22 protein-coding genes are annotated in these 21,450 nt (G+C 69.8%); 15 read left to right on the forward strand and 7 right to left on the reverse strand.

What is annotated here, in order from left to right:
* Nucleotides 1-313: 313 nt before the first annotated feature.
* From AB0I59_RS07045 to AB0I59_RS07065, 5 genes are all read left to right on the forward strand, one after another.
* Nucleotides 314-1,252: a class I SAM-dependent methyltransferase gene (locus tag AB0I59_RS07045; RefSeq protein ID WP_358130975.1), complete on the forward strand. Its 939-nt coding sequence runs from the start codon at nt 314-316 to the stop codon at nt 1,250-1,252.
* Between the two features lie 8 nt (nt 1,253-1,260).
* Nucleotides 1,261-2,061: a ThiF family adenylyltransferase gene (locus AB0I59_RS07050; protein ID WP_358130978.1), complete on the forward strand. Its 801-nt coding sequence runs from the start codon at nt 1,261-1,263 to the stop codon at nt 2,059-2,061.
* Nucleotides 2,058-2,825, forward strand: a complete 768-nt coding sequence (locus tag AB0I59_RS07055; protein ID WP_358130981.1) for a pyridoxal-phosphate dependent enzyme — start codon at nt 2,058-2,060, stop codon at nt 2,823-2,825. Before AB0I59_RS07050 ends, AB0I59_RS07055 begins: the two co-directional genes overlap by 4 nt.
* An 871-nt stretch (nt 2,826-3,696) precedes the next feature.
* Nucleotides 3,697-3,861, forward strand: coding sequence for a hypothetical protein (locus AB0I59_RS07060; RefSeq protein WP_358130984.1), 165 nt, complete (start codon nt 3,697-3,699; stop codon nt 3,859-3,861).
* Entirely contained in the window at nt 3,858-4,109 is a 252-nt protein-coding gene (locus AB0I59_RS07065) for a DUF3375 family protein (RefSeq protein WP_358130987.1), read from the forward strand. Before AB0I59_RS07060 ends, AB0I59_RS07065 begins: the two co-directional genes overlap by 4 nt.
* Before the next feature lie 8 nt (nt 4,110-4,117).
* On the opposite strand, the gene AB0I59_RS07070 is transcribed toward AB0I59_RS07065, so the two are convergent.
* The 6 genes from AB0I59_RS07070 to AB0I59_RS07095 all read right to left on the reverse strand — a co-directional run bounded on the left by AB0I59_RS07070 (nt 4,118) and on the right by AB0I59_RS07095 (nt 11,223).
* Complete coding sequence (locus tag AB0I59_RS07070) at nt 4,118-4,966, reverse strand: ABC transporter ATP-binding protein (RefSeq protein ID WP_061252494.1); 849 nt, start codon at nt 4,964-4,966, stop codon at nt 4,118-4,120.
* Nucleotides 4,945-5,997 carry a FecCD family ABC transporter permease gene (locus AB0I59_RS07075; protein WP_061252493.1) on the reverse strand — a complete coding sequence of 351 codons (1,053 nt, stop codon included), beginning with the start codon at nt 5,995-5,997 and terminating at the stop codon, nt 4,945-4,947. The genes AB0I59_RS07070 and AB0I59_RS07075 overlap by 22 nt, the downstream gene beginning before the upstream one ends.
* Entirely contained in the window at nt 5,994-7,031 is a 1,038-nt protein-coding gene (locus tag AB0I59_RS07080) for a FecCD family ABC transporter permease (RefSeq protein ID WP_358130990.1), read from the reverse strand. Before AB0I59_RS07080 ends, AB0I59_RS07075 begins: the two co-directional genes overlap by 4 nt.
* A 23-nt stretch (nt 7,032-7,054) precedes the next feature.
* A complete protein-coding gene (locus AB0I59_RS07085) occupies nt 7,055-8,113 on the reverse strand; it encodes an iron-siderophore ABC transporter substrate-binding protein (protein WP_061252491.1) in 1,059 nt (352 codons plus the stop codon).
* A 250-nt stretch (nt 8,114-8,363) separates the two neighbouring features.
* Complete coding sequence (locus tag AB0I59_RS07090) at nt 8,364-8,945, reverse strand: GNAT family N-acetyltransferase (protein WP_358130993.1); 582 nt, start codon at nt 8,943-8,945, stop codon at nt 8,364-8,366.
* Nucleotides 8,935-11,223 carry a penicillin acylase family protein gene (locus AB0I59_RS07095; RefSeq protein ID WP_358130996.1) on the reverse strand — a complete coding sequence of 763 codons (2,289 nt, stop codon included), beginning with the start codon at nt 11,221-11,223 and terminating at the stop codon, nt 8,935-8,937. The genes AB0I59_RS07090 and AB0I59_RS07095 overlap by 11 nt, the downstream gene beginning before the upstream one ends.
* Nucleotides 11,224-11,380: 157 nt before the next feature.
* Here AB0I59_RS07095 and AB0I59_RS07100 point away from each other — a divergent pair, with 157 nt between their 5' ends.
* From AB0I59_RS07100 to AB0I59_RS07125, 6 genes are all read left to right on the forward strand, one after another.
* Nucleotides 11,381-12,934, forward strand: a complete 1,554-nt coding sequence (locus AB0I59_RS07100; protein WP_358130999.1) for a pyridoxal phosphate-dependent decarboxylase family protein — start codon at nt 11,381-11,383, stop codon at nt 12,932-12,934.
* 35 nt (nt 12,935-12,969) lie between these two features.
* Entirely contained in the window at nt 12,970-14,268 is a 1,299-nt protein-coding gene (locus tag AB0I59_RS07105) for a lysine N(6)-hydroxylase/L-ornithine N(5)-oxygenase family protein (protein ID WP_061252488.1), read from the forward strand.
* Nucleotides 14,265-14,837, forward strand: coding sequence for a GNAT family N-acetyltransferase (locus tag AB0I59_RS07110; protein WP_358131002.1), 573 nt, complete (start codon nt 14,265-14,267; stop codon nt 14,835-14,837). Before AB0I59_RS07105 ends, AB0I59_RS07110 begins: the two co-directional genes overlap by 4 nt.
* Nucleotides 14,834-16,639, forward strand: a complete 1,806-nt coding sequence (locus AB0I59_RS07115) for an IucA/IucC family protein (RefSeq protein ID WP_358131004.1) — start codon at nt 14,834-14,836, stop codon at nt 16,637-16,639. The genes AB0I59_RS07110 and AB0I59_RS07115 overlap by 4 nt, the downstream gene beginning before the upstream one ends.
* Nucleotides 16,636-18,150, forward strand: coding sequence for an MFS transporter (locus AB0I59_RS07120; RefSeq protein ID WP_358131006.1), 1,515 nt, complete (start codon nt 16,636-16,638; stop codon nt 18,148-18,150). The genes AB0I59_RS07115 and AB0I59_RS07120 overlap by 4 nt, the downstream gene beginning before the upstream one ends.
* 89 nt (nt 18,151-18,239) lie before the next feature.
* Nucleotides 18,240-18,863: an FMN-binding negative transcriptional regulator gene (locus AB0I59_RS07125; RefSeq protein ID WP_358131009.1), complete on the forward strand. Its 624-nt coding sequence runs from the start codon at nt 18,240-18,242 to the stop codon at nt 18,861-18,863.
* A gap of 96 nt (nt 18,864-18,959) precedes the next feature.
* On the opposite strand, the gene AB0I59_RS07130 is transcribed toward AB0I59_RS07125, so the two are convergent.
* Entirely contained in the window at nt 18,960-19,271 is a 312-nt protein-coding gene (locus AB0I59_RS07130; protein ID WP_061252483.1) for a DUF6458 family protein, read from the reverse strand.
* 183 nt (nt 19,272-19,454) lie between these two features.
* On the opposite strand from AB0I59_RS07130, the gene AB0I59_RS07135 reads away from it, so the two are divergent.
* The 4 genes from AB0I59_RS07135 to AB0I59_RS07150 all read left to right on the forward strand — a co-directional run bounded on the left by AB0I59_RS07135 (nt 19,455) and on the right by AB0I59_RS07150 (nt 21,374).
* Nucleotides 19,455-20,048 (forward strand): hypothetical protein, encoded by a 594-nt coding sequence (locus AB0I59_RS07135; RefSeq protein ID WP_358131012.1) that lies wholly within the window; start codon nt 19,455-19,457, stop codon nt 20,046-20,048.
* Nucleotides 20,048-20,542: a hypothetical protein gene (locus AB0I59_RS07140; RefSeq protein ID WP_358131015.1), complete on the forward strand. Its 495-nt coding sequence runs from the start codon at nt 20,048-20,050 to the stop codon at nt 20,540-20,542. Before AB0I59_RS07135 ends, AB0I59_RS07140 begins: the two co-directional genes overlap by 1 nt.
* A gap of 7 nt (nt 20,543-20,549) precedes the next feature.
* Entirely contained in the window at nt 20,550-20,735 is a 186-nt protein-coding gene (locus AB0I59_RS07145; protein ID WP_358131018.1) for a hypothetical protein, read from the forward strand.
* Nucleotides 20,736-20,954: 219 nt separating this feature from the next.
* Nucleotides 20,955-21,374 (forward strand): CBS domain-containing protein, encoded by a 420-nt coding sequence (locus AB0I59_RS07150; RefSeq protein ID WP_061252479.1) that lies wholly within the window; start codon nt 20,955-20,957, stop codon nt 21,372-21,374.
* Nucleotides 21,375-21,450: the final 76 nt, after the last annotated feature.

The following is a 21,450-nucleotide window of genomic DNA, read 5'->3' on the forward strand; positions in this document are numbered from 1 at the left end:
AAACCGGCTGCTCCCGCTTTCCCGATGAGGAAAGGCCCTGGGCCATTCTGCGAGGCTCGTCGTGGAGTGAACCGCACCAGGTTCGACGGAGGCCGGGTTACTCGGCTCCGGCGAGGATAGCCGGGTTCAACTACGTGCGATAGAGGGATCCGAATTCCGCCGGCGGAAAGTCCTGGCAGGCGTTGCGCAGCCGGCGTCGGCGCAGGTCCGCGCAGAGCAGCTCCGCGCAGAGCAGATCCGCCGGCTCGCCTCCCGGATGCGTGGATTTCGAGCCGGCCGAGTACATCTTGACAGTGTCACATGAGGCGAGCCTATGATGGCGACCGTCGACCCGATGGTGTTGTCGTGGCATCAAAGGGCGAGCCGTTGCAAGGGCCGGCAGCGGCCATTCACCGCTCGTGATCTCGCATGTCTTTCGCCACGGTTCACCCGCCCGGAACCAATCATGGCGATGACGTTTGGTACGCCGGAGATCGCTCAGGCACAAACCCCGATTCCGCGTCTGCCGGCCCGTGCCGAGCGAGCGGAATCGTTTGAGGGAGTTGAAAGCGATATGCAGGACAACATCTGGACCGATTTCGCCAAGAGTTACGACCAGATTATTCCCCAGCTGAACTGCTACCAGCAGATGCTCACGAAGATCCTGCGCGACACGGAGGGCCGGCGGACCGTGATCGACGCCGGCTGCGGAACCGGACTGGTGAGCCAGGCCCTGATCGACCGCGGTCACCAGGTCGTCGGTTTCGACAACAACTCCGCCATGCTGCAGCTGGCTCATGACAAGAAAGCGGACGCGCCGGACGAAGCCGGCGACCGGTGGACGGTCATGGCGGGACCTGTGGAGCGGTTTCCGTCCCAGGTCGTCTCCGATGCGGACGCGGTCGTGCTCAACAACGTTCTCTTCTACGTCCGAGACGCCGAATCAGCGCTCCGTGAGGTGTTCTCGCACCTCAAACCGGGGGGCGTCGTGGTCGCCACCGGGCCGAAGCGCCGGCCGGACCTGCGGAAGGTCCTGCGGCACTCCATCGCGGAGTGGCAAGCGGAAGGTCGTTACACCGAGGCGCTCCAGGCGGCGGTGGACCATCACACGATCTGCGCCCAGAAACTGACCACCGATCCCAACGAGATGGTGACGTTCTTCGAAGTGGACGAGTTGGTCGACACGTTGCGGCGCCTGGGTTTCTCGCGTCCCCTGGCCGCGGACGGCGACGACTACTACGGCGAAAATTATTACGTCTGCATGCAGAAATGAGGTTTCCGGTGGAAATCGTCGCGGTAAATCCCAGACTGCAGCGCAACCTGGGCATCTTGGACGAAAAGTCGATGCAGAGGGTCGCGGACACCCATGTTCTCGTTGCCGGAGTTGGCGGCGCGGGCGGGCAGTGCGCGGCGGATCTGGCCCGCCTCGGCTTCGGCTGGGTGACACTCGCGGACTTCGACGTCTACGAAGTGCACAATGCCAATCGTCAGATCGGCAGCTTCGACAGCACCCTCGGCCATCCCAAGATCGATGTCGTCCGGAACATGTGCCGGGACATCAACCCGGAGCTGCGGATCCGCAACGTCGCGGAGGGCGTGACGGAAAGCAATATCGATTCCCTGCTCTCGGGCTTCGACGGAAAACCCGTGGATTACGTCGTGGAAGCCATCGACATCGTCGGCGCCAGGGCCAAAGAATGGCTTCATCAGGAGTGCCGGAAGCGGGGGATCGTCATCATGACGGCCCTGATGCTGGGATTCGGGGCCGCTTTGCACGTGTTCCAGCCGGAAGCACCTCTCTACCAAGACCTGTACATCCTTCCGGATGGGCGCATCGATCTCCCCAAGATCATCCCCGGCCTCGGCAGCTATGTGGTGCGGGAGTACTGGGATGCCTGCTTCGCCGGGCGCGGGCACGCTCCCACGTGCATAATCGGCGCCACGACCGCCGCCGGGATGATGGTGAGCGAGATCATGCGCGGCGTCCTCCTGGGGCGGGACCAGATGGTGTCCTACCCCGAATACCTGTACGTGGATTTCTTCGACCACCGTTACATCCGGGGCTCGGTCGCCTCCGCATGAACGCCATGAACATGCTTTTCACCCTGACGCGGCCCGATGAGAACGGCCCGGTCGTGCTGTGGGGCGGGCTGTGTGAATCGGGAAGCCTCAAATACCTGACGTACGAGTTTTACCTTGACGCGGTTCCGGAGGACGTCCGGGGATTCGTCGAGATGTCGGGGGCGTCGACCGCGCTCGCCCTGGACCTGATCGGAAGAAGAGGCGGACTGCCGACGGTCGCCGTCGCGGACGCCGCCGGCCGCGACAACCTCATGAGGCGTGGCTTCCGTGGCGATGTGCGGGTGATCACGAGCATCGAGGAAGGCCGCGAATTGTGCCTTCGGTACGAGCGGGCGGGTTGGTGCTGGCCGAGGCAGTTCACCAACGCGGCCCTCGTGAAATGCGTGGAGCGATGGGCGGCACACCTTCTGCGGGAGATCCGTCAGAACTGGCCTGGAATCCGCTACCTGGTGTGTGGATTCGGTACCGGCGCCACCGTCGCGGGATTGCACCAAGTGTTCGCTCCGCTGGGGTATTCGATCGTGGGATTGCAGGCAAGAGAAGGCGATCCCGTTCCCGGCTGGAGAAACTATGCCCTCCAGAATCTGGGCGATCAGGATCTTTTCCATCGCTACCGGCGAGAAATCCCGATCACAACCGCGGCCGAAGCCGAGAACCTCGGCGAAGGTGCTTTGAGTTCACTTTTGAGGCATGCGAATGCCCACGTTAGTCCGGAACAGGTTCTGGTGATTTCCCACGACGGCCGTCCTCGGCCTCGGGGCTGAATCCTGTTCGGAGCCAGACGCACGGCGGCCTGGTAGCGCAATAGCGAGGTTGCCGCGACAGGCAGGAACCCGCAGCGGCGTTCACGGACGCCACAGGACGGCCATCAAATCATGGGCACAAGCGGTTCGGAGGCTCGAATTTTTCCCGAAAAGATCCTCGAGGCAGGACGTAGGACAACAGCCTCTGCCGCAGTACTGAACGATTTCCTTCGAGAATCCCAAGGCTGGTTCAGCCGGCGGCGACTGACTCTGAGATACGACGAAGACGTCTCGGGCTGGGTGCGTCACATGCGGACAGCGGATCGGGCTGACGGCACGAATCCCACCTTCGATCCAGAGCGCAGTCCCGTTTCCGCGGCCAACAGTTACTGGTTGGACGTCAGGGACCACGACGGGCAAACCGTCGCGTGCCTCGCGGCCCGAGTGATCCATACCGACGACTTCGCCGGGCACTTGAGCTCCATGAGGCTGTGGTACGACCCGCTCCCCACGGAACTGAAAGGGCCGCTGGATCTTATCCTGCCTTCGGAGACTCCGGTCCTCTCCGGCGCTGTGGCGCACTACGGCGGACATTGGGTCCACCCGAGCTGGCGGGGAAAGGGGATACCGGGCGCCATGCTCCCCCTGGCCAAGATCCTGACGATAGAGCTGTTCGGAAACGACTGGGACACGGGAATCGTGCTCTCGAACAGTGCCCGGAAGGGCCGCCTTCTGACCGCATACGGCTTCGCGAATACAGAGATTTGCTACTCCGGTTTCTTCCCTCCGTTGCAGCGCGACGAGACCTTTTTCCTGGTTTACAGCAGCCGGGAGCAGACCTTACGGGCCTTGCCGGCCGTGATCAGGAAATTGTGCGGGGATGGGGAGATGCGTGAGGCGGGTGCCCATACTGCGCAGCGCGTTCTCCCGAGACCGGTGCTCGATCCAGGTGGACGCACTCCACGCGCAGGCCGACACGTACCTCGGCGAGATGCTCGGTGAAGGCATCGAGGTGCCGGCCTCGGAGAGCGGCGGGCGTTGTGCGACGCGTGGGTGAGAAACCAGTGGCTGTTCCGCGACAACGCCCCGGACGGCAGCCTGGTGTATTCGCTGACATCGTCGTCACTGGAAGCTCTCGACCTGATCCAAAACCTGTCACGAGATCGGGCGCTGGTCTCCGAGTCCCGCCTGACGATGATCCTGGACACGGTCCGGCGCTGGGCGACCGAGGCCTCGACAGATCCCCAGGATCGTATCGATCGCCTGAACGCGCAGATCCGCGAGTTGGAGGTCTGCCTCTCGTGAGGGTGCCTTCAGGCGGTGGCGGGATCCGCGTTCGCGGGGCGGCGGGCGTGCGGGACCACCATCGGGGTGAGCGTCCGCGGGTCGGGCACGATGTCGCACGCCAACCCGAAGACGTCCTCGACGAGCTGCGGTGTCAGTACCTCAGCCGGTGGACCTTCGGCGACCGCCTGTCCGCCGCGCATCACGATCAGGTGGGAGGCGAACCGGGCGGCCTGGTTGAGATCGTGGAGCACGGCGACGATGGTCGTGCCCTCGTGGTGCAACTCCCGGCAGAGCTCCAGCAGCTCGTACTGATGAGCGATGTCGAGGAAGGTGGTCGGCTCGTCGAGGAGCAGCAGATCCGTCCGCTGCGCCAGCACCATGGCGATCCACGCGCGCTGCCGCTGACCGCCGGACAGCTCGCTCACCTGCGCCTCCGCGAGATCGGACAGGCCGGTACGGTCGAGCGCGAAGCCGATCGCCACGTCGTCGTCCGGCGACCACTGGCGGAGCAGCGTGTGGTGCGGGTAGCGGCCGCGTCGTACCAGGTCTCCCACGCTGATCCCGTCCGGTGCGATCGGGTTCTGCGGCAGCAGGGCCACGTGGCGGGCGGCCTCCTTCCCCCGGTATGCCCAAAGGTCCCTGCCGTGCAGGAGCACGCGCCCCCCGGCCGGTTTCAGCCCGCGTGCCAGCGCCTTGATCAGGGTCGACTTGCCGCACCCGTTCGGTCCGATGATCATGGTGAACCCGCCGTGCGGGATGTCGAGGCTGACCTCGCGCACGATCGGGGCACCACCGTAGGAGAGCGTCAGCTCCCGTACGGCCAGCCCTTTCCCTCCTGGTTCGACCTGGGTGTTCAAAGGCTTCCCTTTCTCCATTCGCGGGTCAGCAGATAGCCGAGGTAGAGGCCGCCGACGGCCAGCGTGTAGATGCCGACGGGCAGGTTCACGGGGACCGGCGACTGCTGCGCGGCGAGATCCGCCAGTGCCAGCAGCAGCGCGCCGACCAGTGCGGCCAGCGTCAGGTGCGGTCCCGGCCGGCCGGTGATCCGCTTGGCGATCTGCGGGGCGGTCAGCGCGATGAAGGCGACGGGTCCGGCGACGGAGACGGCGCCCGCGGAAAGGACGATCGAGAGGGTGACGGCCCAGGCTCTGGTGGATCTCGGCCCGGCTCCGAGCACGCCCGCGAGCTCGTCGCCCATCTCGCCGATGCGAAGGCGCCCCGCGATGAGCGCGACGAGCGGCACCACGACGAGGAGCACCACCCAGATCGTGACGGCGTGACTCCACGACCGCGCCGCCAGGCTGCCGTTGATGTACGCGGTGAGAACGGCGGCCTTGTCCCGCTCCACGGCGTACACCACGTACTGCGTGAACGCCGTCGCGATCGAGAAGACGCCGATGCCGGCCACGATGAGGCGCCCGGGATTGCGGAATCCGGTCCCGGTCGACAGGTAGACCAGCGCCATCGCGGCCGCGCCGCCGGCCAGGGCGCCGGCGGGCACCGGCAGCACGCCGGGCAGGAACAGCGCGACGACCGCGGCGCCCGCTCCGGCGCCGGCGGCGAGTCCGATCACGTCAGGGCTGCCGAGCGGGTTGCGGGTGACGGTCTGGAACAGCGCGCCGGAAAGCCCGAGTGCCGCTCCGGTGCCGACGGCCACGACCAGGCGCGGCCCGCGCAGCCGCTCCAGCACGAACGCCTGCTTGCCGTCCGCGCCTCCGGTGAGGGCACCGGGCAGATCGGCGACCGGGATGCCGAGCCGGCCGAGCGACAGCGTGGCGACGGCGGTCGCGACGATGAGGACCACCGTGACGACGGCGACGACGACGGACACGCGCGCGACCGGGATCGCCACGGCGCGGCCGATCGTGACGAAGCCGCGCGGGGACGCGGCACGGGTCCGGGTCATGAGGTGCCCTTCATCCTGCGCACCGCGAGCAGCAGCGCCGGAGCTCCGATGAACGCGGTCACGACGCCCACCATCAGTTCCTGCGGCCGCAGGACCAGACGGCCCACCACGTCGGCGAGGAGCAACAGGGCGGGACCGATGACGGCCGAGAAAACGATCTGGACCCGGAAGTCGATGCCGACGAGGGCCCTCACCATGTGCGGTACGGCGAGGCCGACGAAGGCGATGGGGCCGACCGCCGCGGTCGCCGCCGTGCTCAGCAGGACCGCGGCGAGAAGGCCGCCCGAACGCGTCAGGGCCGGATTCGCGCCGAGCGCCGACGCGGACTCGTCGCCGAGCGCGAGCGTGTTGAGGCCCGAGCTCAGCAGCACCGCGAGGACGAGACCGGCCGCGGCCGCCGGGAGCACCGACATGAGGACGCCGACGTCCCTGCCGCCCAGAGCGCCGACCACCCAGTAGCGGTAGCTGTCGAAGACCTGCGGCTTGCTCAGGGCCACCGCCTGCACGTACGCCCCGAGCACCGCCGAGACCACGGCCCCGGCGAGGACGAGTCGTACCAGGCCCGAACCGGAGCCCACCGCCCCGATCACATGGACGACCACCCCGGCGACGAGCGCCCCGGCCAGCGCCCACCACACGGCGGCCCATTGGCCGGTCGCTCCCAGGAAGGCCGTGGCGGTGACGATCCCGGCGGACGCGCCGGCGGTGATGCCGAGCAGCCCGGGGTCGGCGAGGGGGTTTCTGGTCACCCCCTGCATGAGCGTGCCCGCGACGGCGAGGCAGAGACCGGCCAGCAGGCCGAGCGCGGTCCGCGGATAGCGGCTCTCCACGACGGTGGTGATGTCGGGATCCGCGGTCCCGTTCAGTACGGCGACGACCTCGGAGAGCGAGGTGGGATGGCTGCCGAACGCGATGCTCGCCAGCACCGCCAGCCCGAGCACGACGAGTCCGAGGAGCAGGAAGGACGACCGCCGAGCGAGGCCGGCGCGTTTCGCGCCGGCCTCGCTCGGGCGGGGCGGGGTGCCGATGGCCATGGGAGCCGGGCGTCTCAGCGGACTCAGCGGTCGATGGTGGCGACGGCCTTGTCGATCATCGGCAGGTACCGGTCGATCACCCACGGAACGGTGAGCGGGTTGATGATCGACGACGCGGTGACGAACGAGTTGTCGTGGCTGTACACGACACCGCCGCGCTTGACCGCCGGGATCGCCGCGTACAGCTTCTGCGCCTCGATCTCCTTGCGGGTCTTCTCGTCGGTGTAGAACGTGAAGATCAGGTCACTGTCCGCGAGCTTCGGCGCGTTCTCCAGGCCGATCAGGGCGGAGGCGGTGCCCTTGGTCTCCTCGAAGGTGTTCACCACCGGGTCGACCGTGAGTCCCAGCGAGGAGACCATGTCGACCCGCTGCTCCCCCGGCATGAACACGCCGAGCGTGCCAGGACCGGCGGTGTAGATGTAGGAGAAGGTCACGTCCTTGTACTGCGCGCGCGACGCGGCCGCGTCCGCGAGTTGCCGCTTGACCTGCGCGATCAGCTTGTCGCCGTCGGCGGGCTGACCCAGTGCCTTGGCGATGATCTGGATCTGCTCGTCCCACTTCGTCGTCCACGGCTCGCCCGGATAGGCGACGGTGGGCGCGATGTCCTTGAGGATGTCGTACTGCTCCTTCGTGATGCCGGACCAGGGGGCCAGGATCACGTCCGGGTCGAGTTCGACGATCGTGTCGAAGTCGATGTCCTCACCGCCGTCGAACTGCTTCGGCAGCGTGCCGCCGGCCTTGGTCACCGCCTCGTGGATCCACGGCAGGTAGCCAGTCTTGTCGCTGCCCCAGGCGTAGCTCTCGATGCCCACCGGCGTGTAGCCGAGCGCGATCGCGGTCTCGGTCGACCCCTGCCCGAGGGTGACGATCCGCTCGGGCTTCTCGGTGATCGTCGCCTGGCCGAGCGCGCTGTCGATCGTGACCGGGAACGCGGCGCTCGCGGTCGTGGTCGGCGCCGGGGCGGGCTTCTCCTCGGCCGTCTTCTCGGTCGTCGAGCAGGCGCCGAGGGCGAGGACGGTCGTGGCGACGATCGTCGTGAGGGTGAGCGCGCGGCGGCGCACCCGGGTGAGCGAGAACGGCATGGGGGTTCCTCGTTTTTCATGGACTGCGCGGCCGCACGGCGCCACCGGGGACAGGGGTACAGGATCCGAGGACGAGCCCGGGCGGGAGGCTGCGCAGGTCACAACCAGAGCTGCAGTGTTAGGTAAGGCTAACCTATGTAGCGACGGATCCATAATCTACCCTCCCTTTGCCGGCCCATTGCCCGGAGCCCGCTTCGCCGGTCGGGAGCCACGACCGGCCGCCGAAGCGGGACGGGGGCTCGGGGCAGGCTCAGCCGCCGGCGCCGAAATCCGCCCGGTCCAGGAAGACGAGCCTGGCCCGCTTCTCGGGCAGGTCGATCTCGGGCCCGAGGACGAACCCGGTCCGGAGCAGGCGGGCGATCGCCTTGTCGTTGCGGGCGTCGGGTTCGGCCACGATCCGCTTCCGGCCGGGCTCCGCCAGGACGTGGCCGAGGAAGACCGAAAGGAGCGTGCCGGTGAAACCCGGTTCCGGCTCGCCCGCGACCGGTCCGATCATCAGGTGGATGCCGAAGTCGCCCGGCTGGACCTCGTAGCACTCGCCGACCGGATCGAACTCCGGCTCGTACGTCTGGAAGAGCGCGACCGGCCGGTCGTCCCGGTGGACCAAGTAGGCGTGGTGCGTGGTGAGGGTGTCCAGGAAGCTGTACACCTCGAGGACCCGCTCACGGTCGGCGTCCAACATGCCCCAGAACCGGGCCCGTTCCTGGGTGACCCACTCGTAGATCACGTCGATGTCGGCCGGAGGGTCCAGGGGGATGATCCGGACGGTGCCGAAACCGTCGATCACCCGCTCGTGCACGGCCGCGCGGCGGGTGGGGAACTCAGTGGTCATGTCTCTCCTGGTCATGTCTCTCCTCGGTCAGCAGGGTCCAGTCGGTGATCACAGGAACGAGGTCGCCCCGCAGCCAGAGCGGAAGCTGGTCTCGCCGGTGGGCGTCGCCGGGCACGCCGGAGGCCCCGAACGGGACCACCCACAGGCTGTCGTCACGCCGCGCGAGGTCCCACACGTAACGCGCGGCCGGCCCGCGGGCGCTGAGGTCGGTGACGCCGGGCACGCTCGACGTGGACAGTACGCAGTCGTGGTCGCCGGACAGCGCGGGCCACTCCTCGGGCGTCTCGCCGGGCAGCGCCTGCCAGGGCGCGAGCCGGTGCGTCTCCCCCCACGGCGCCGACGTCCGCCCATGCGACGCCACTTCCTCGACGGCCGCTCTGACCATGTCGGCACGGCTCGGCCCGGTCGCGTCCAGCGCGGGGAGCGCGGTGGTGGTCAGCAGGTTCTCCAGCGCGTACGCGACCCGAGGGACCAGCGCGATCCAGGGCAGGAAGATCTCCGGATACGGGATGGGCGCCCCGGACTCCCCCGGCCCCCCGGACTCCCCCGGCCCCCCGGACTCCCCCGGTCTCTTTGACTCCCTTGAGTCCTCGGAGTCGCGTACGGCTCCGGCCGTCCCGGTCGGTCCCGCGAGGGCGGCCAGGGCCGGATGCGCCGCCAGGCGGCGCACCACCGCCGAGCGCAGCGCGGCGTATGACGCGGCGTCCACGCTGCCCGCGTCCATCCGCCGGTCCCAGCGCAGCAACCGGTCGCGGAGCCGTACGGCCTCGGGACCGAGCCCGTCCAGCCCCGCGAGCAGGTCGAGCAGCGGCCCGGCCGAGGCCAGGTGGGTGTCGGTGTGCACGGCCGCCATGTCCTTGGCGGTCCAGGCCGTGGGGACGTCCAGCAGGTGGCGGATCCGGTCCGCGCGGTACGGCGGGGCGAACTCGACACCGAGAGGCTCGGCCAGGTCCCGATGGTTCGCCATCACGGCGAGGCCGTCGACGTCCGCGCGCGGCATCGGGTCCTGCCAGCCGCGCCATTCGTGACCGGGCTCCCACGCCCGCACGACCCGCACGCCGTTGTCCGGATGGCGCAGGGGTACCGCGCCGGCGACGCGGTGGAGCAGCCCGCCGTCCGTGTCCGCGGCCAGCACGACGTTGACCGGCTCCGCCCACATGTCCAAGGCCCGGTCCACGTCGGCGACGGTCTTCGCCCTGAGCAGCGCGGGCAGCGCGCGGAACCCCAGATCGGCGCGGACCCGTGGAGGGCAGCGCAGGCTGATCGCCTCCCAGGCGGCCTCCCCGGAGGGGTCCGCGTCGGGCCTCCCGCCGGGATCCCCGTCCCCGGAGCCGTCTCGACCCGCGGCGGCACCGGAACCGGCCCGGCCCGCCGGGGCACCGATCACGACGGGACCGCGCTCGGTCTCGATCACCTCGACCTCGACCGGTTCGCCGCCGGCCACCTCGATGATCTCGACGTGCGCCGACGCGGGCCGCCAGCCGTCCGGGCCGAGCGCCTCGACCTCCGCTCCGCGGCGGCGGAGCCGTTCCCGGTAGAGGTCCTGGTAGTCGGCCATGGAGTTGGTGATCGCCCAGGCGACCGAGCCGGCGTGCCCGAAATGCGCGATTCCTGGCACGCCCGGGACGGCCAGCCCGACCACGTCGTACTCCGGGCAGGCGAGGTGGATCTGCTGGTAGATCCCGGGGTCCTCGATGAACCGATGCGGATCGCCCGCGACGAGCGCCGCGCCCGTGGTGGTGCGGTCCCCGCCGACGAGCCAGCCGTTGCTTCCCGAGGTGCCGGGGCCGTCGGTGGCGAAGACCTCGATCGCGTGTGTGCCGAGCCTGGTGGCGACCTCCTCACGCCACAGCTTGGCGGGGAATCCCGCGAAGAGGATGTGATGCGACAACCAGATCGCCAGCGGCGTCCACGGCCGCCACCGCCCGGGAGCGAGCCCGGTGGCCGCGAACTCCGGCGCGCGGCGCGCCCCGTCGGCGAGGCCGGCCTCGACACCGTCGACGTAGCTTTCGACCCAGGCCGCGGTGTCCGCGTCGAGCGCCCGGAAGCAGCGCCGGGCCGTGTCCTCGATCCTGGCCTGCCGGGCGAAGCGGTCCCAGCCGACGGAATCGCCGCCGAGGAAGGCGGCGCTGGTGCCCGCCGCCCGGTGCCGTTCCACCTCGATCTGCCAGGCCCGGTCCGTCGCGGCGGCACGCCCCTGGGCGAAGGCGAGCGCGCGGGCGTCGCCCGCGCGCAGATGGGGGATCCCCCACGCGTCGCGGAAAATCTGGATGCTCACACCTCTCCTCACCAAGATTAGGTAAAGCTAACCTAATCTAAACCGGCCATGATCCGGCAGGGCGGTCCGTGAACCCGACGGGGGCGCTTCAAGATTAACTTAGGTTAGGCTAACCTAAGTTTTACTTTTCCGGCCCGCGACTGTTGAGGACTTGACCATGACTTTTCACGGGTACACCGCCGACCTCCCGTCGGCGGGCGTCCGCCCCGAAGCCGCACGGGCCCGGTCGCACCTTTTCAACGATCGCAACGTGGCCCGCTACCGCAACGCCCTGAGCGCGGGGGCGGAGCGGGTGGCCGCGCGGGTGCTCCGCACCGAGCGTCCGTTCAGCGGGATCTCGCCGTCCCGGCTCGCTCCCGAGGTCTCCGGCATCGACCTCGAACTGCCGTTGCACGACCCGTCGGCCGCCCTCGACGAGCTGGACGACGTCTACCTGCGTGACGCCGTCTATTTCCACCACCCCCGCTACCTGGCGCATCTCAACTGCCCGGTGGTGATCCCCGCACTGCTCGGCGAGGCGGTGCTCAGCGCCGTCAACTCCTCCCTCGACACCTGGGACCAGAGCGCGGGCGCCACCCTGATCGAGCGCCGCCTGATCGACTGGACGGCCGGCCGTATCGGCCTCGGCCCCGGCGCCGACGGTGTGTTCACCAGCGGCGGCACCCAGTCGAACTTCCAGGCCCTGCTGCTCAGCAGGGAGGAGGCGTGCGCCGCCGCCATGGCGCGCTCCCCGCTGTCCCGGCACGACGTCCTCTCCCGGCTGCGCGTCCTCACCTCCGAGGCCGGACACTTCAGCGTGCGGAAATCGGCCAAACTTCTCGGCCTCGCCCCGGACGCCGTCATCTCCGTGGAGACCGACCCCGACCGGCGCATGCGGCCCGCCGCGCTCGCCCGCGAGCTGGAGCGCTGCCGACGCGAGGACCTGCCGGTCATGGCCGTCGTCGCCACCGCCGGGACCACCGACTTCGGCTCCATCGACCCGCTGCCCGAGATCGCCGACCTGTGCGAGCGGGCCGGGGTGTGGCTGCACGTCGACGCCGCGTACGGGTGCGGGCTCCTGGTGTCCCGCACCCGGCGCGACCTGCTCGACGGCATCGAGCGCGCCGACTCGGTGACCGTGGACTTCCACAAGTCGTTCTTCCAGCCGGTGAGCTCCAGCGCCCTCCTGGTACGCGACGCGGCCGTGCTGCGGCACGCGACCTACCACGCCGACTACCTCAACCCGGCCCGCATGGTCGAGCAGCGCATCCCCAACCAGGTCGACAAGAGCATCCAGACCACGCGCCGCTTCGACGCGCTCAAGCTGTGGCTGACCCTGCGCATCATGGGCCCGGACGCGGTCGGCGAACTCTTCGACGAGGTGGTGGACCGGGCCGCCGACGCCTGGGCGCTGCTGGCCGCGGACCCGCGGTTCGAGGTCGTCACCCGATCACAGCTGAGCACCGTCGTCTTCCGCTACCTGCCCCCGGAGGGGCCGGGCCGCACGCTGGCCGACGACGCCAACCTGTACGCGCGCGATGCCCTGAGCGCCTCCGGCGAGGCGGTCGTGGCCGGGACCAAGGTCGACGGCCACCACTACCTGAAGTTCACCCTGCTCAACCCGGAGACGTCGCTGGACGACATCGCGCACGTCCTGGACCTCATCGCGAACCACGCCGGCCGGTACATCGAGGACCGTGCCCCCCTCCAGACCTGCCACCGCGCCGGCTGACCGCCCCCCAACCCACCCCCGCACGGGAGGAACCCATGTCCACCCACGACTTCATCGCGATCGGGCTCGGCCCGTACAACCTGGGCCTCGCCTGCCTGACCGAGCCGATCGGCGAGCTCGACGGCCTGTTCCTGGAGAGCAAGCCGGACTTCGACTGGCACCCGGGGATGCTGCTGGACTTCGCCACGCTGCAGACCCCGTTCATGGCCGACCTCGTCACGCTGGCCGACCCCACCTCGCCGTACTCCTTCCTCAACTACCTGAAGGAGTCCGGCCGGCTGTACCCCTTCTACATCCGGGAGATCTTCTATCCGGTGCGCGCCGAGTACAACGCGTACTGCCGCTGGGCCGCGGCGAAACTCCGCTGCGTCCGCTTCGGCCACGAGGTGACCTCCGTCGAGTACGACGACGCCGACGGCCACTACGTGGTACGCGCGGTCGTCACCGGCACCGGGGAGACCACCGAGCACCGCGCCCGGCGGCTCGTGCTCGGCACCGGCACCCCGCCGTACATCCCCGAGACCTGCGCGGACCTCGGCGGCGACTTCATCCACAACGCGGACTACCTGGACGGCAAGGCGGCGCTGCAGGCCAAGGACAGCATCACCGTCGTCGGCAGCGGCCAGAGCGCGGCGGAGATCTACCACGACCTGCTGGCCGACATCGACACCCACGGATACCGGCTCAACTGGGTGACCAGGTCCCCGCGGTTCTTCCCGCTGGAGTACACCAAGCTCACCCTGGAGATGACCTCCCCGGAGTACGTCGACTACTTCCACGCGCTGCCCGAGGAGACCCGCTACCGGCTGGAGGACGAGCAGAAGGGCCTGTTCAAGGGCATCGACGCGGACCTGATCAACGAGATCTTCGACCTGCTCTACCAGAAGACCGTCACCGGCCCGGTCCCCACCCGGCTGATGACCAACACCACGCTCACCGGCGCCGCGTACGACGAGCCGAGCGGCACGTACACGCTCCGGCTGCGCCACGACGAACAGGGCCGGGACTTCACGCTCACCACGCAGGGGCTCGTCCTGGCCACCGGATACAAGTACCGGATCCCCTCCTTCCTCGACCCGGTTCGCGACCGCATCCGCCAGGACGGCCGCGGCCGCTTCGACGTCGCCAGGAACTACAGCATCGACACGACCGGCCACGAGATCTTCCTGCAGAACGGCGCCACGCACGCGCACAGCGTCACCTCGCCCGACCTGGGCATGGGCCCGTACCGCAACTCGTGGATCATCCGCGAGTTGCTGGGCCGCGAGCACTACCCCATCGAGAAGGCCATCGCCTTCCAGGAGTTCGGCGCGCCGGAGGGCATCGCCTCATGAGTGAGATCGTCTTCACCCGCACCGACGCGCGCCTCGGCGAGTTCGCGGTACGCCCGCTCGACCCGGACGCGGACGCGGAACTGCTGCACGGCTGGGTGACCCACCCCAAGGCGACGTTCTGGATGATGCGGGACGCCGACGTGGCCCGGGTCCGCGAGGAGTACCGCGCGATCACCCGGCATCCGCACCACGACGCGTTCGTCGGGCTGGTGAACGGCCGCCCGTCCTTCCTGGCCGAACGGTACGACCCCGCCCACGTCGAGCTGGCGGGCCTGTACGACGCGGCGGACGGCGACGTCGGCATGCACTTCCTGTGCGCGCCGTCCGACACGCCGGTGCACGGCTTCACGCTGGCCGTGATCACCACCGTGATGGAGATGCTGTTCGCCGATCCGGCGGTCCAGAGGGTCGTGGTCGAACCCGACGTACGCAACACCGCCGTCCACGCGCTCAACGCGGCCGTGGGCTTCGACGTCGTCGGCCCGGTCGAGAAACCGGAGAAGACCGCGCTGCTCAGCTTCTGCGGCCGGGACCGCTTCCTGGCCACCACCCGGGGGGTGTCCGCGTGAACCCCCGCGAGGCCGTCGCCCACCTGACCCCCGGCAACTGGGCCCGCGCCAACCGGCTGCTGGTTCGCAAGGCGCTCGCCGAGTTCTCCCACGAACGGCTGCTCACCCCGGAGCCGCTGCCCGACGGCCGCTACGCCGTCCGCGGCGACGACGGGACGGTCGAGTACCGTTTCGCCGCCCGGCTGCTGTCCCTGGACCACTGGCACATCGACGCCGAGAGCATCACCCGCCATCGCCTGCCCTCCCCCGACGCGGCCGACGCGGAGGAGCTGCCGCTCGACGCCATCGGTTTCTGCGTCGAGATGCGTGCCACGCTGGGCCTGTCCGACGAGATCCTTCCGGTCTACCTGGAGGAGATCGGCTCCACGCTCGCCGGAACCGCCTACAAGCTCACCAAGCCGCCGGTCACCGCCGCCAAGCTCGCCAAGGCCGACTTCCAGGCGATCGAGTCCGGCATGACCGAGGGCCATCCCTGCTTCGTCGCCAACAACGGGCGGCTCGGCTACGGCATCCGCGAGTACCACACCTACGCGCCCGAGGTCGCGAACCCGATCCGGCTGATCTGGCTGGCGGCGCACCGCGACCACTCCACCTTCACCTGCTCGGCGGACATCGACTACGACCGGCTGATCCGGGGCGAGCTCGGCGACGCGGTGCTGGACCGGTTCGCCGCCACGCTCGCCGACCTCGGCCTCGACCTCGCCGACTACCAGCTGATCCCGGTCCATCCCTGGCAGTGGTGGAACAAGCTGTCGGTGACCTTCGCCGGCGAGGTCGCGGAGCGGCGCCTGGTCTGCCTCGGCACGGGCGACGACGAGTACCTCGCCCAGCAGTCGATCCGTACGTTCTTCAACGTCAGCGCCCCGTCCAAGCACTACGTGAAGACCGCGCTGTCCGTGCTGAACATGGGCTTCATGCGTGGGCTGTCGGCGGCGTACATGGAGGCCACTCCGGCGATCAACGACTGGCTGGCCGACCTGATCGCGAACGACCCGGTCTTCCGGGCGACCGGCCTGACGATCATCCGGGAGCGGGCGGCCATCGGCTACCGCCACCGGCAGTACGAGGCGGCGACCGACAGGTACTCCCCGTACCGGAAGATGCTCGCGGCGCTGTGGCGGGAGAGCCCCATGCCCTCCCTGGAGCCGGGCCGGAGGCCGGCCACCATGGCGTCGCTGCTGCACACCGACCACGAGGGCCGCTCCCTCGCCGCGGCGCTGATCGACCAGTCGGGGCTCGCGCCCGAGGTGTGGCTGCGCCGCTACCTGGACGCGTACCTGACCCCACTGCTGCACAGCTTCTACGCCCACGACCTGGCGTTCATGCCGCACGGCGAGAACGTCATCCTGGTCCTCGACGGCGGCGTGGTCGAGCGGGTGATCTTCAAGGACATCGCCGAGGAGATCGTCGTGATGGACCCGGAGGCGCCGCTGCCGCCGGAGGTCCGGCGGGTCCGCGCCGAGGTGCCCGAGCACATGAAGCTGCTCTCGATCTTCACGGACGTCTTCGACTGCTTCTTCCGCTTCCTGAACGCGGTGCTGACCACCGAGGGGGTGCTCGACGAGGAGACCTTCTGGCGGACCGTCGCCGAGTGCGCGGCCGACTACCGGGACTCGGTCCCGCACCTGGCCGACAGGTTCCGGCGGTACGACCTGTTCGCCGGGGACTTCGCGCTGTCCTGCCTCAACCGGCTGCAGCTGCGCGACAACCGCCAGATGGTCGACCTGGCCGACCCGTCGGCCGCGCTCCAGCTGGTCGGCGACCTGACGAACCCGATCGCCCGATTCGCCGTGAGACCGTGACCACGGGCGCGGACCTCACCACCGGTACGGGGGCCGGGACCCGGCTCCCCACCCGGTGGCCGATCCTGATGGTGATCTGCCTCGCCCAGCTCGCCGTACTGCTCGACAACACCGTCCTGAACGTGGCGATCCCCTCGCTCGGGACGGAGCTCGGCGCGTCCACCGCCGACGGGCAGTGGATGATCAACGCGTACTCGCTGGTGCTGTGCGGTCTGCTGCTCGCCTCGGGCAGCGCCGCCGACCGCTACGGCCGTAAGCGGCTGCTGCTCGCCGGGCTCGGACTGTTCGGCGCCGGGTCGCTGGCGGCCGCGTTCTCCCAGTCCGCCGGGCAGCTGATCGCCGCGCGCGCGGGCATGGGCGTCGGCGGGGCGCTGCTGATGACCACGACCCTCGCCGTGGTCATGCAGATCTTCGACGCGGATGAACGCCCCCGCGCGATCGGCGTCTGGAGCGCGGCGAACGCTCTGGGCTTCGCGGCCGGACCGCCGATCGGCGGGATGATGCTCGCCCACTTCTGGTGGGGCGCGATCTTCCTGATCAACGTCCCCGTCGTGCTGCTCGGAGTCGTCGCGGTCAAGGTCCTGGTGCCGGAGTCGAAGAACCCCGGCTCGGGGCCGCCCGACCTCCTCGGCGCGCTGCTGTCCACGGCCGGGATGACCGGAGTGGTCTACGCGATCATCTCGGGTCCCGATCACGGCTGGGGCTCGGCCCGGGTGCTGGTCCCGGCGGTGGCGGGCGTGCTCCTGCTCGGCGCCTTCGCCGCCTGGGAGCTGCGCACCCCGCATCCCATGCTGGACCTGCGCTTCTTCCGGAACCGCCGGTTCATGGGGGCGATCTCCGGCGTGGTCCTGATCACGTTCGGCAGCGGCGGCGTGCTGTTCCTGCTCACCCAGCAGCTGCAGTTCGTCCGCGGTTACACGGCGTTGGAGACGGGCTTGCGCATGGCGCCGTTCGCGCTCAGCGTCGTGGCACTCAACTTCACCGGGATCTCGGCGTGGCTGATCCGGCGCCTCGGGCTGCCGCTCTCCATCGCCGTCGGGATGGGTCTCCTGTCGGGCGGGTTCGTGGTCGTCGCGGCCTTCGCGGCGGACGGCTACGGCGTGCTGCTGGCCGGGCTGGTGCTCATGGGCGCGGGCTGCGCGCTCGCCAACCCGGCCATCGCGGAGGCCGTCATGGGCGCGATCCCGCTGGAGGCGGCCGGGGCGGGCGCCGGGATCGACGGCACCATGACCGAGGTCGGGACCAGCCTGGGCGTCGCCGTGCTCGGCGCCGTCATGAACTCCCGCTTCATCGCGCTGCTGCCCGCCGCCGCGGCCGGTGCGGGCTCGTTCCCCGCCGCCCTGGCCGCCACGCGTACGGAGGCGGAGCGGGACGCCGTCCTCAACGCCTTCGCCGCCGGGATCGAGACCAGCCAGTTGGTGGGCGCGGCCGCGGTCCTGGCCGGCGGATGCGTCGCCGCGCTGCTCCTGCACCGCGCCGGCGCGGCGGCCCGGGAGATTCGGGGTCGTTGAGCCGATCGCGGCGGCCCCGCGGAAATGTCCCGGGCCGGGATGCCGGGCGCTCGAGAGGAGAGGTCGATCCACCCGTAAGATACGGGATTATGCTCATTCATCCGTGGGACGCGGCGGATGAGGATGCGTCGCTCGACTTCGTCAGATCCAACGAGTTCGGCCATCTGATCGCCGCCGGCCGGGGGCGGGACGTCCCCGTCGTCGTGCCGACGCAGTTCCACCTGACCGAGGACCGCCGCGCCCTGCTCCACCTGGCCCGGCCGAACCCGATCTGGACGGCGATCGACGAGAACCCGATGGTGCTGCTCTCCGTCGCGGGTGACTGGGCCTACATCCCCGGAGCCTGGAAGATACTTCCCGGCGAGGGCGACCCGGCCATGGGCGTCCCGACGACGTACTACGCGGCGGTCCAGCTCGTCTGCCGGGCCCGGGTCGTCACCGACGCCGAGGGCAAGGCGGCGATCCTCCGTCGGCAGATCGAACGCCTCGACCACGATCTCGTGGATCCCGTACGGCACGAGCGGCGCTTTCCGGGCATCCGTGGCCTGGAGCTGACGATCGAGAAGATCGACGGGAAGTTCAAGTACGGCGGGAACGCCGACGCCGCCCATCGCGAGCACATCTCCCGGCTCCTCCGGGAGCGGAACGCCCCCGGGGACGCGGCCGCCCGTGAGCGTCTGGCTCGCGGGCTGCACCAGGCCGACCCTCTGTAACCTCCGCGGGCTTCACCAAGGCCGGTCGCTGCAACGCCCGCCGGCCTCACCGGGCGGAGCCGCTGCGGCGAGGCGGCGAAGCCCCGCCGGGACGGCTCAGCCGTTCCCGCGGCGCAGGTGCGGGTCCTCCTCGCGCAGGTGGACACGCGGGTCCTCCTCGCGCACGTGGACATGAGGTTCGACGACGGTCGGTTCGGCGGTGTACACGGTGTCGGGCTCGACCACCTCGACCACCTCCTCGGAGCGTGGCCGGCGCGTGTACAGCCCGGTCAGCAGCGCCCCGACCGCACCGACGGCGATGAGGATCCAGCCGATCACGTGCAGGTCGATGCCTGGGACGTCCCACGTGACGGCGAAGGCGAGAACCGCGCCGACCGCGATGAACGCGAGGCTTGCTCCGAATCCCATTGTTACCTCCTCTTGCCGGTGAACGTCCGGGCTACCCGGCAAACCTGGGATTACGCGTCCTTTACGGTCGCTTTCCGCGACAGGCGCCACGGCGCCCGACCGCCGCTTTCGGCCTTGCGTGCGCTTGAAGGGCCGCGTCCGGGGCAGTGCGAGACGACAACGCACTCATCTCTGGAGGCAGATATGACGCCCGTCGCATGGCTGGTCGTGGCCATTGCCATCGTGGTGGTGATCCTGGCGGTGGGTTACATCACGATGACCAACCTCAACCGCCGACGCCGCCTGCAGGACCGCTTCGGCCCCGAGTACGACCGTACGGTGCGGGAGCGGGACAGCCGGAAGGAGGCCGAGGAGGAGCTGCTCGCCCGCGAGGAGCGGCACACCCGGCTCGACATCCGCCCGCTCGACCAGGAGACGCGGGACTCCTACGCGAGGAAGTGGAGCGAGGTCCAGGAACGCTTCGTCGACGCCCCCGGCTTCGCGGTGACCGAGGCGGACACGCTGGTCACATCGGTGATGGGCGATCGCGGCTACCCCACGGAGGGCTTCGAGCAGCGCCTCAGCGACCTGTCGGTCACCCACGCCTCGACGCTCGACCACTACCGCCGGGCGCACGACATCAGCGGGCGCGCGGCCAGGCAGGACGCCACTACCGAGGAGCTCCGGCAGGCCATGGTGCACTACCGCGCGCTCTTCCAGGAGCTGCTCGACGAAGTACACGCAGGACACGACGGCCACCGCGCCGTACGTACCGACACCTCGGAGGCTGACCGCTGATGGAGAGGAACCCCTACGACCCCGGGCACGGCATCGCGCCCGCCGGGGACGAACCGCTCGACGACCGGCAGGCGATCCGGCCCGAGTACGAGGAGCGGCACAGCCGGTTCGAGGGCCCCGGGCCCGTCTACTCCCCCGAGGAAGCGGAAGAGACCCGGGAGAACGGCCGGGCCGGCGAGGACGCCGTCCGCGACGCGCCGGCGGCGCCCGAGGGAAGGGCCGCGGACACCGCCCAGGAGCCCCGGGACGTCGACATCGACGTCGACATCGACATGGACCAGCGGTGGCGCGACATCAAGGCCGCGTTCGTCGACGATCCGCGCGGATCGGTCGAGCAGGCGGACGCCCTCGTCGAGGAGGCGGTCTCCGCCGTCGACGACCGGCGGCGCAGTCTGGCCGACCGCTGGCGGGACCCCGACACCAAGGACACCGAGGAGCTGCGGCTCGCGCTGCGCGAGTACCGGACGCTGCTCACCCGACTGACCGGAAAGTGAGAAACGCATGTTAGCCGTCGTCGCGGCGATCGTCTTCGGGATCGCCTTCCTGCTCGATCTCTTCGATGCCGGTATCGGCATCGGCATGACCGCGCTCATCGCGCTCGGCCTGTGCCTGCTGGCACTGCACCAGGCCGGGATCGGTACGGCGAGCGCCTGGCGCGGGAGCTGGCGCTCCAGGGCGCGCCGCTGATCCTCGGGGAGCCGCCCCGACCGTGCCGATCTCGGACCGACCTCAGGCGGATCTCAGGGCGGTCCCCGGTGCGCCTCTCGCCGGAGCCGCACGCCTGGCGCCTTCAGGCCCCCGAGAGCCCGAAGCCGCCAGGCGCGGGGATCAGGCCGGGTGTCCGCACGCCCACCGGAGAGCCGCGGCACCCGGCGACAAGCGCAAGTACGGAAGGGGAGGATCGACATGACACAGAAGGCACGCGACGTCATGACTCCGCAGCCCGTGATGCTGCCAGAGGACACCCCGGTGGTACGGGCCGCCAAGCTGATGCGCGACCAGGCGATCGGCGACGTCCTCGTGACCAGGGGCGACCGGCTTCGCGGCGTGGTGACCGACCGCGACATCGTGGTCCGGGCGGTCGCCGAGACCCGCGACGTGAGCGTGACCCCGATCGGCGCCCTGTGCTCGACGCACGTCGTCACGGTCGGCCCGGACGAGGACGCCGACGCCGTGGTCCGGTTGATGCGCGAGAAGGCGATCCGGCGCGTCCCGGTCGTGGAGAAGGGGCACGCGATCGGCATCGTCTCCCTCGGCGATCTGGCCGTGGAGCGCGACCCCACCTCGGCGCTGTCCGACATCAGCGCCGCCCCGCCGAACGACTAGACCCGGCCGAACGACGAGTCCGACCCGTCGTGGCCACCGGTCGTGAGGAAGGCTCGGGAGCTGGATACCAGCGGGC

The organism is Microtetraspora glauca (genome assembly GCF_040656155.1).
Classification (GTDB): Bacteria; Actinomycetota; Actinomycetes; order Streptosporangiales; family Streptosporangiaceae; genus Microtetraspora; species Microtetraspora glauca.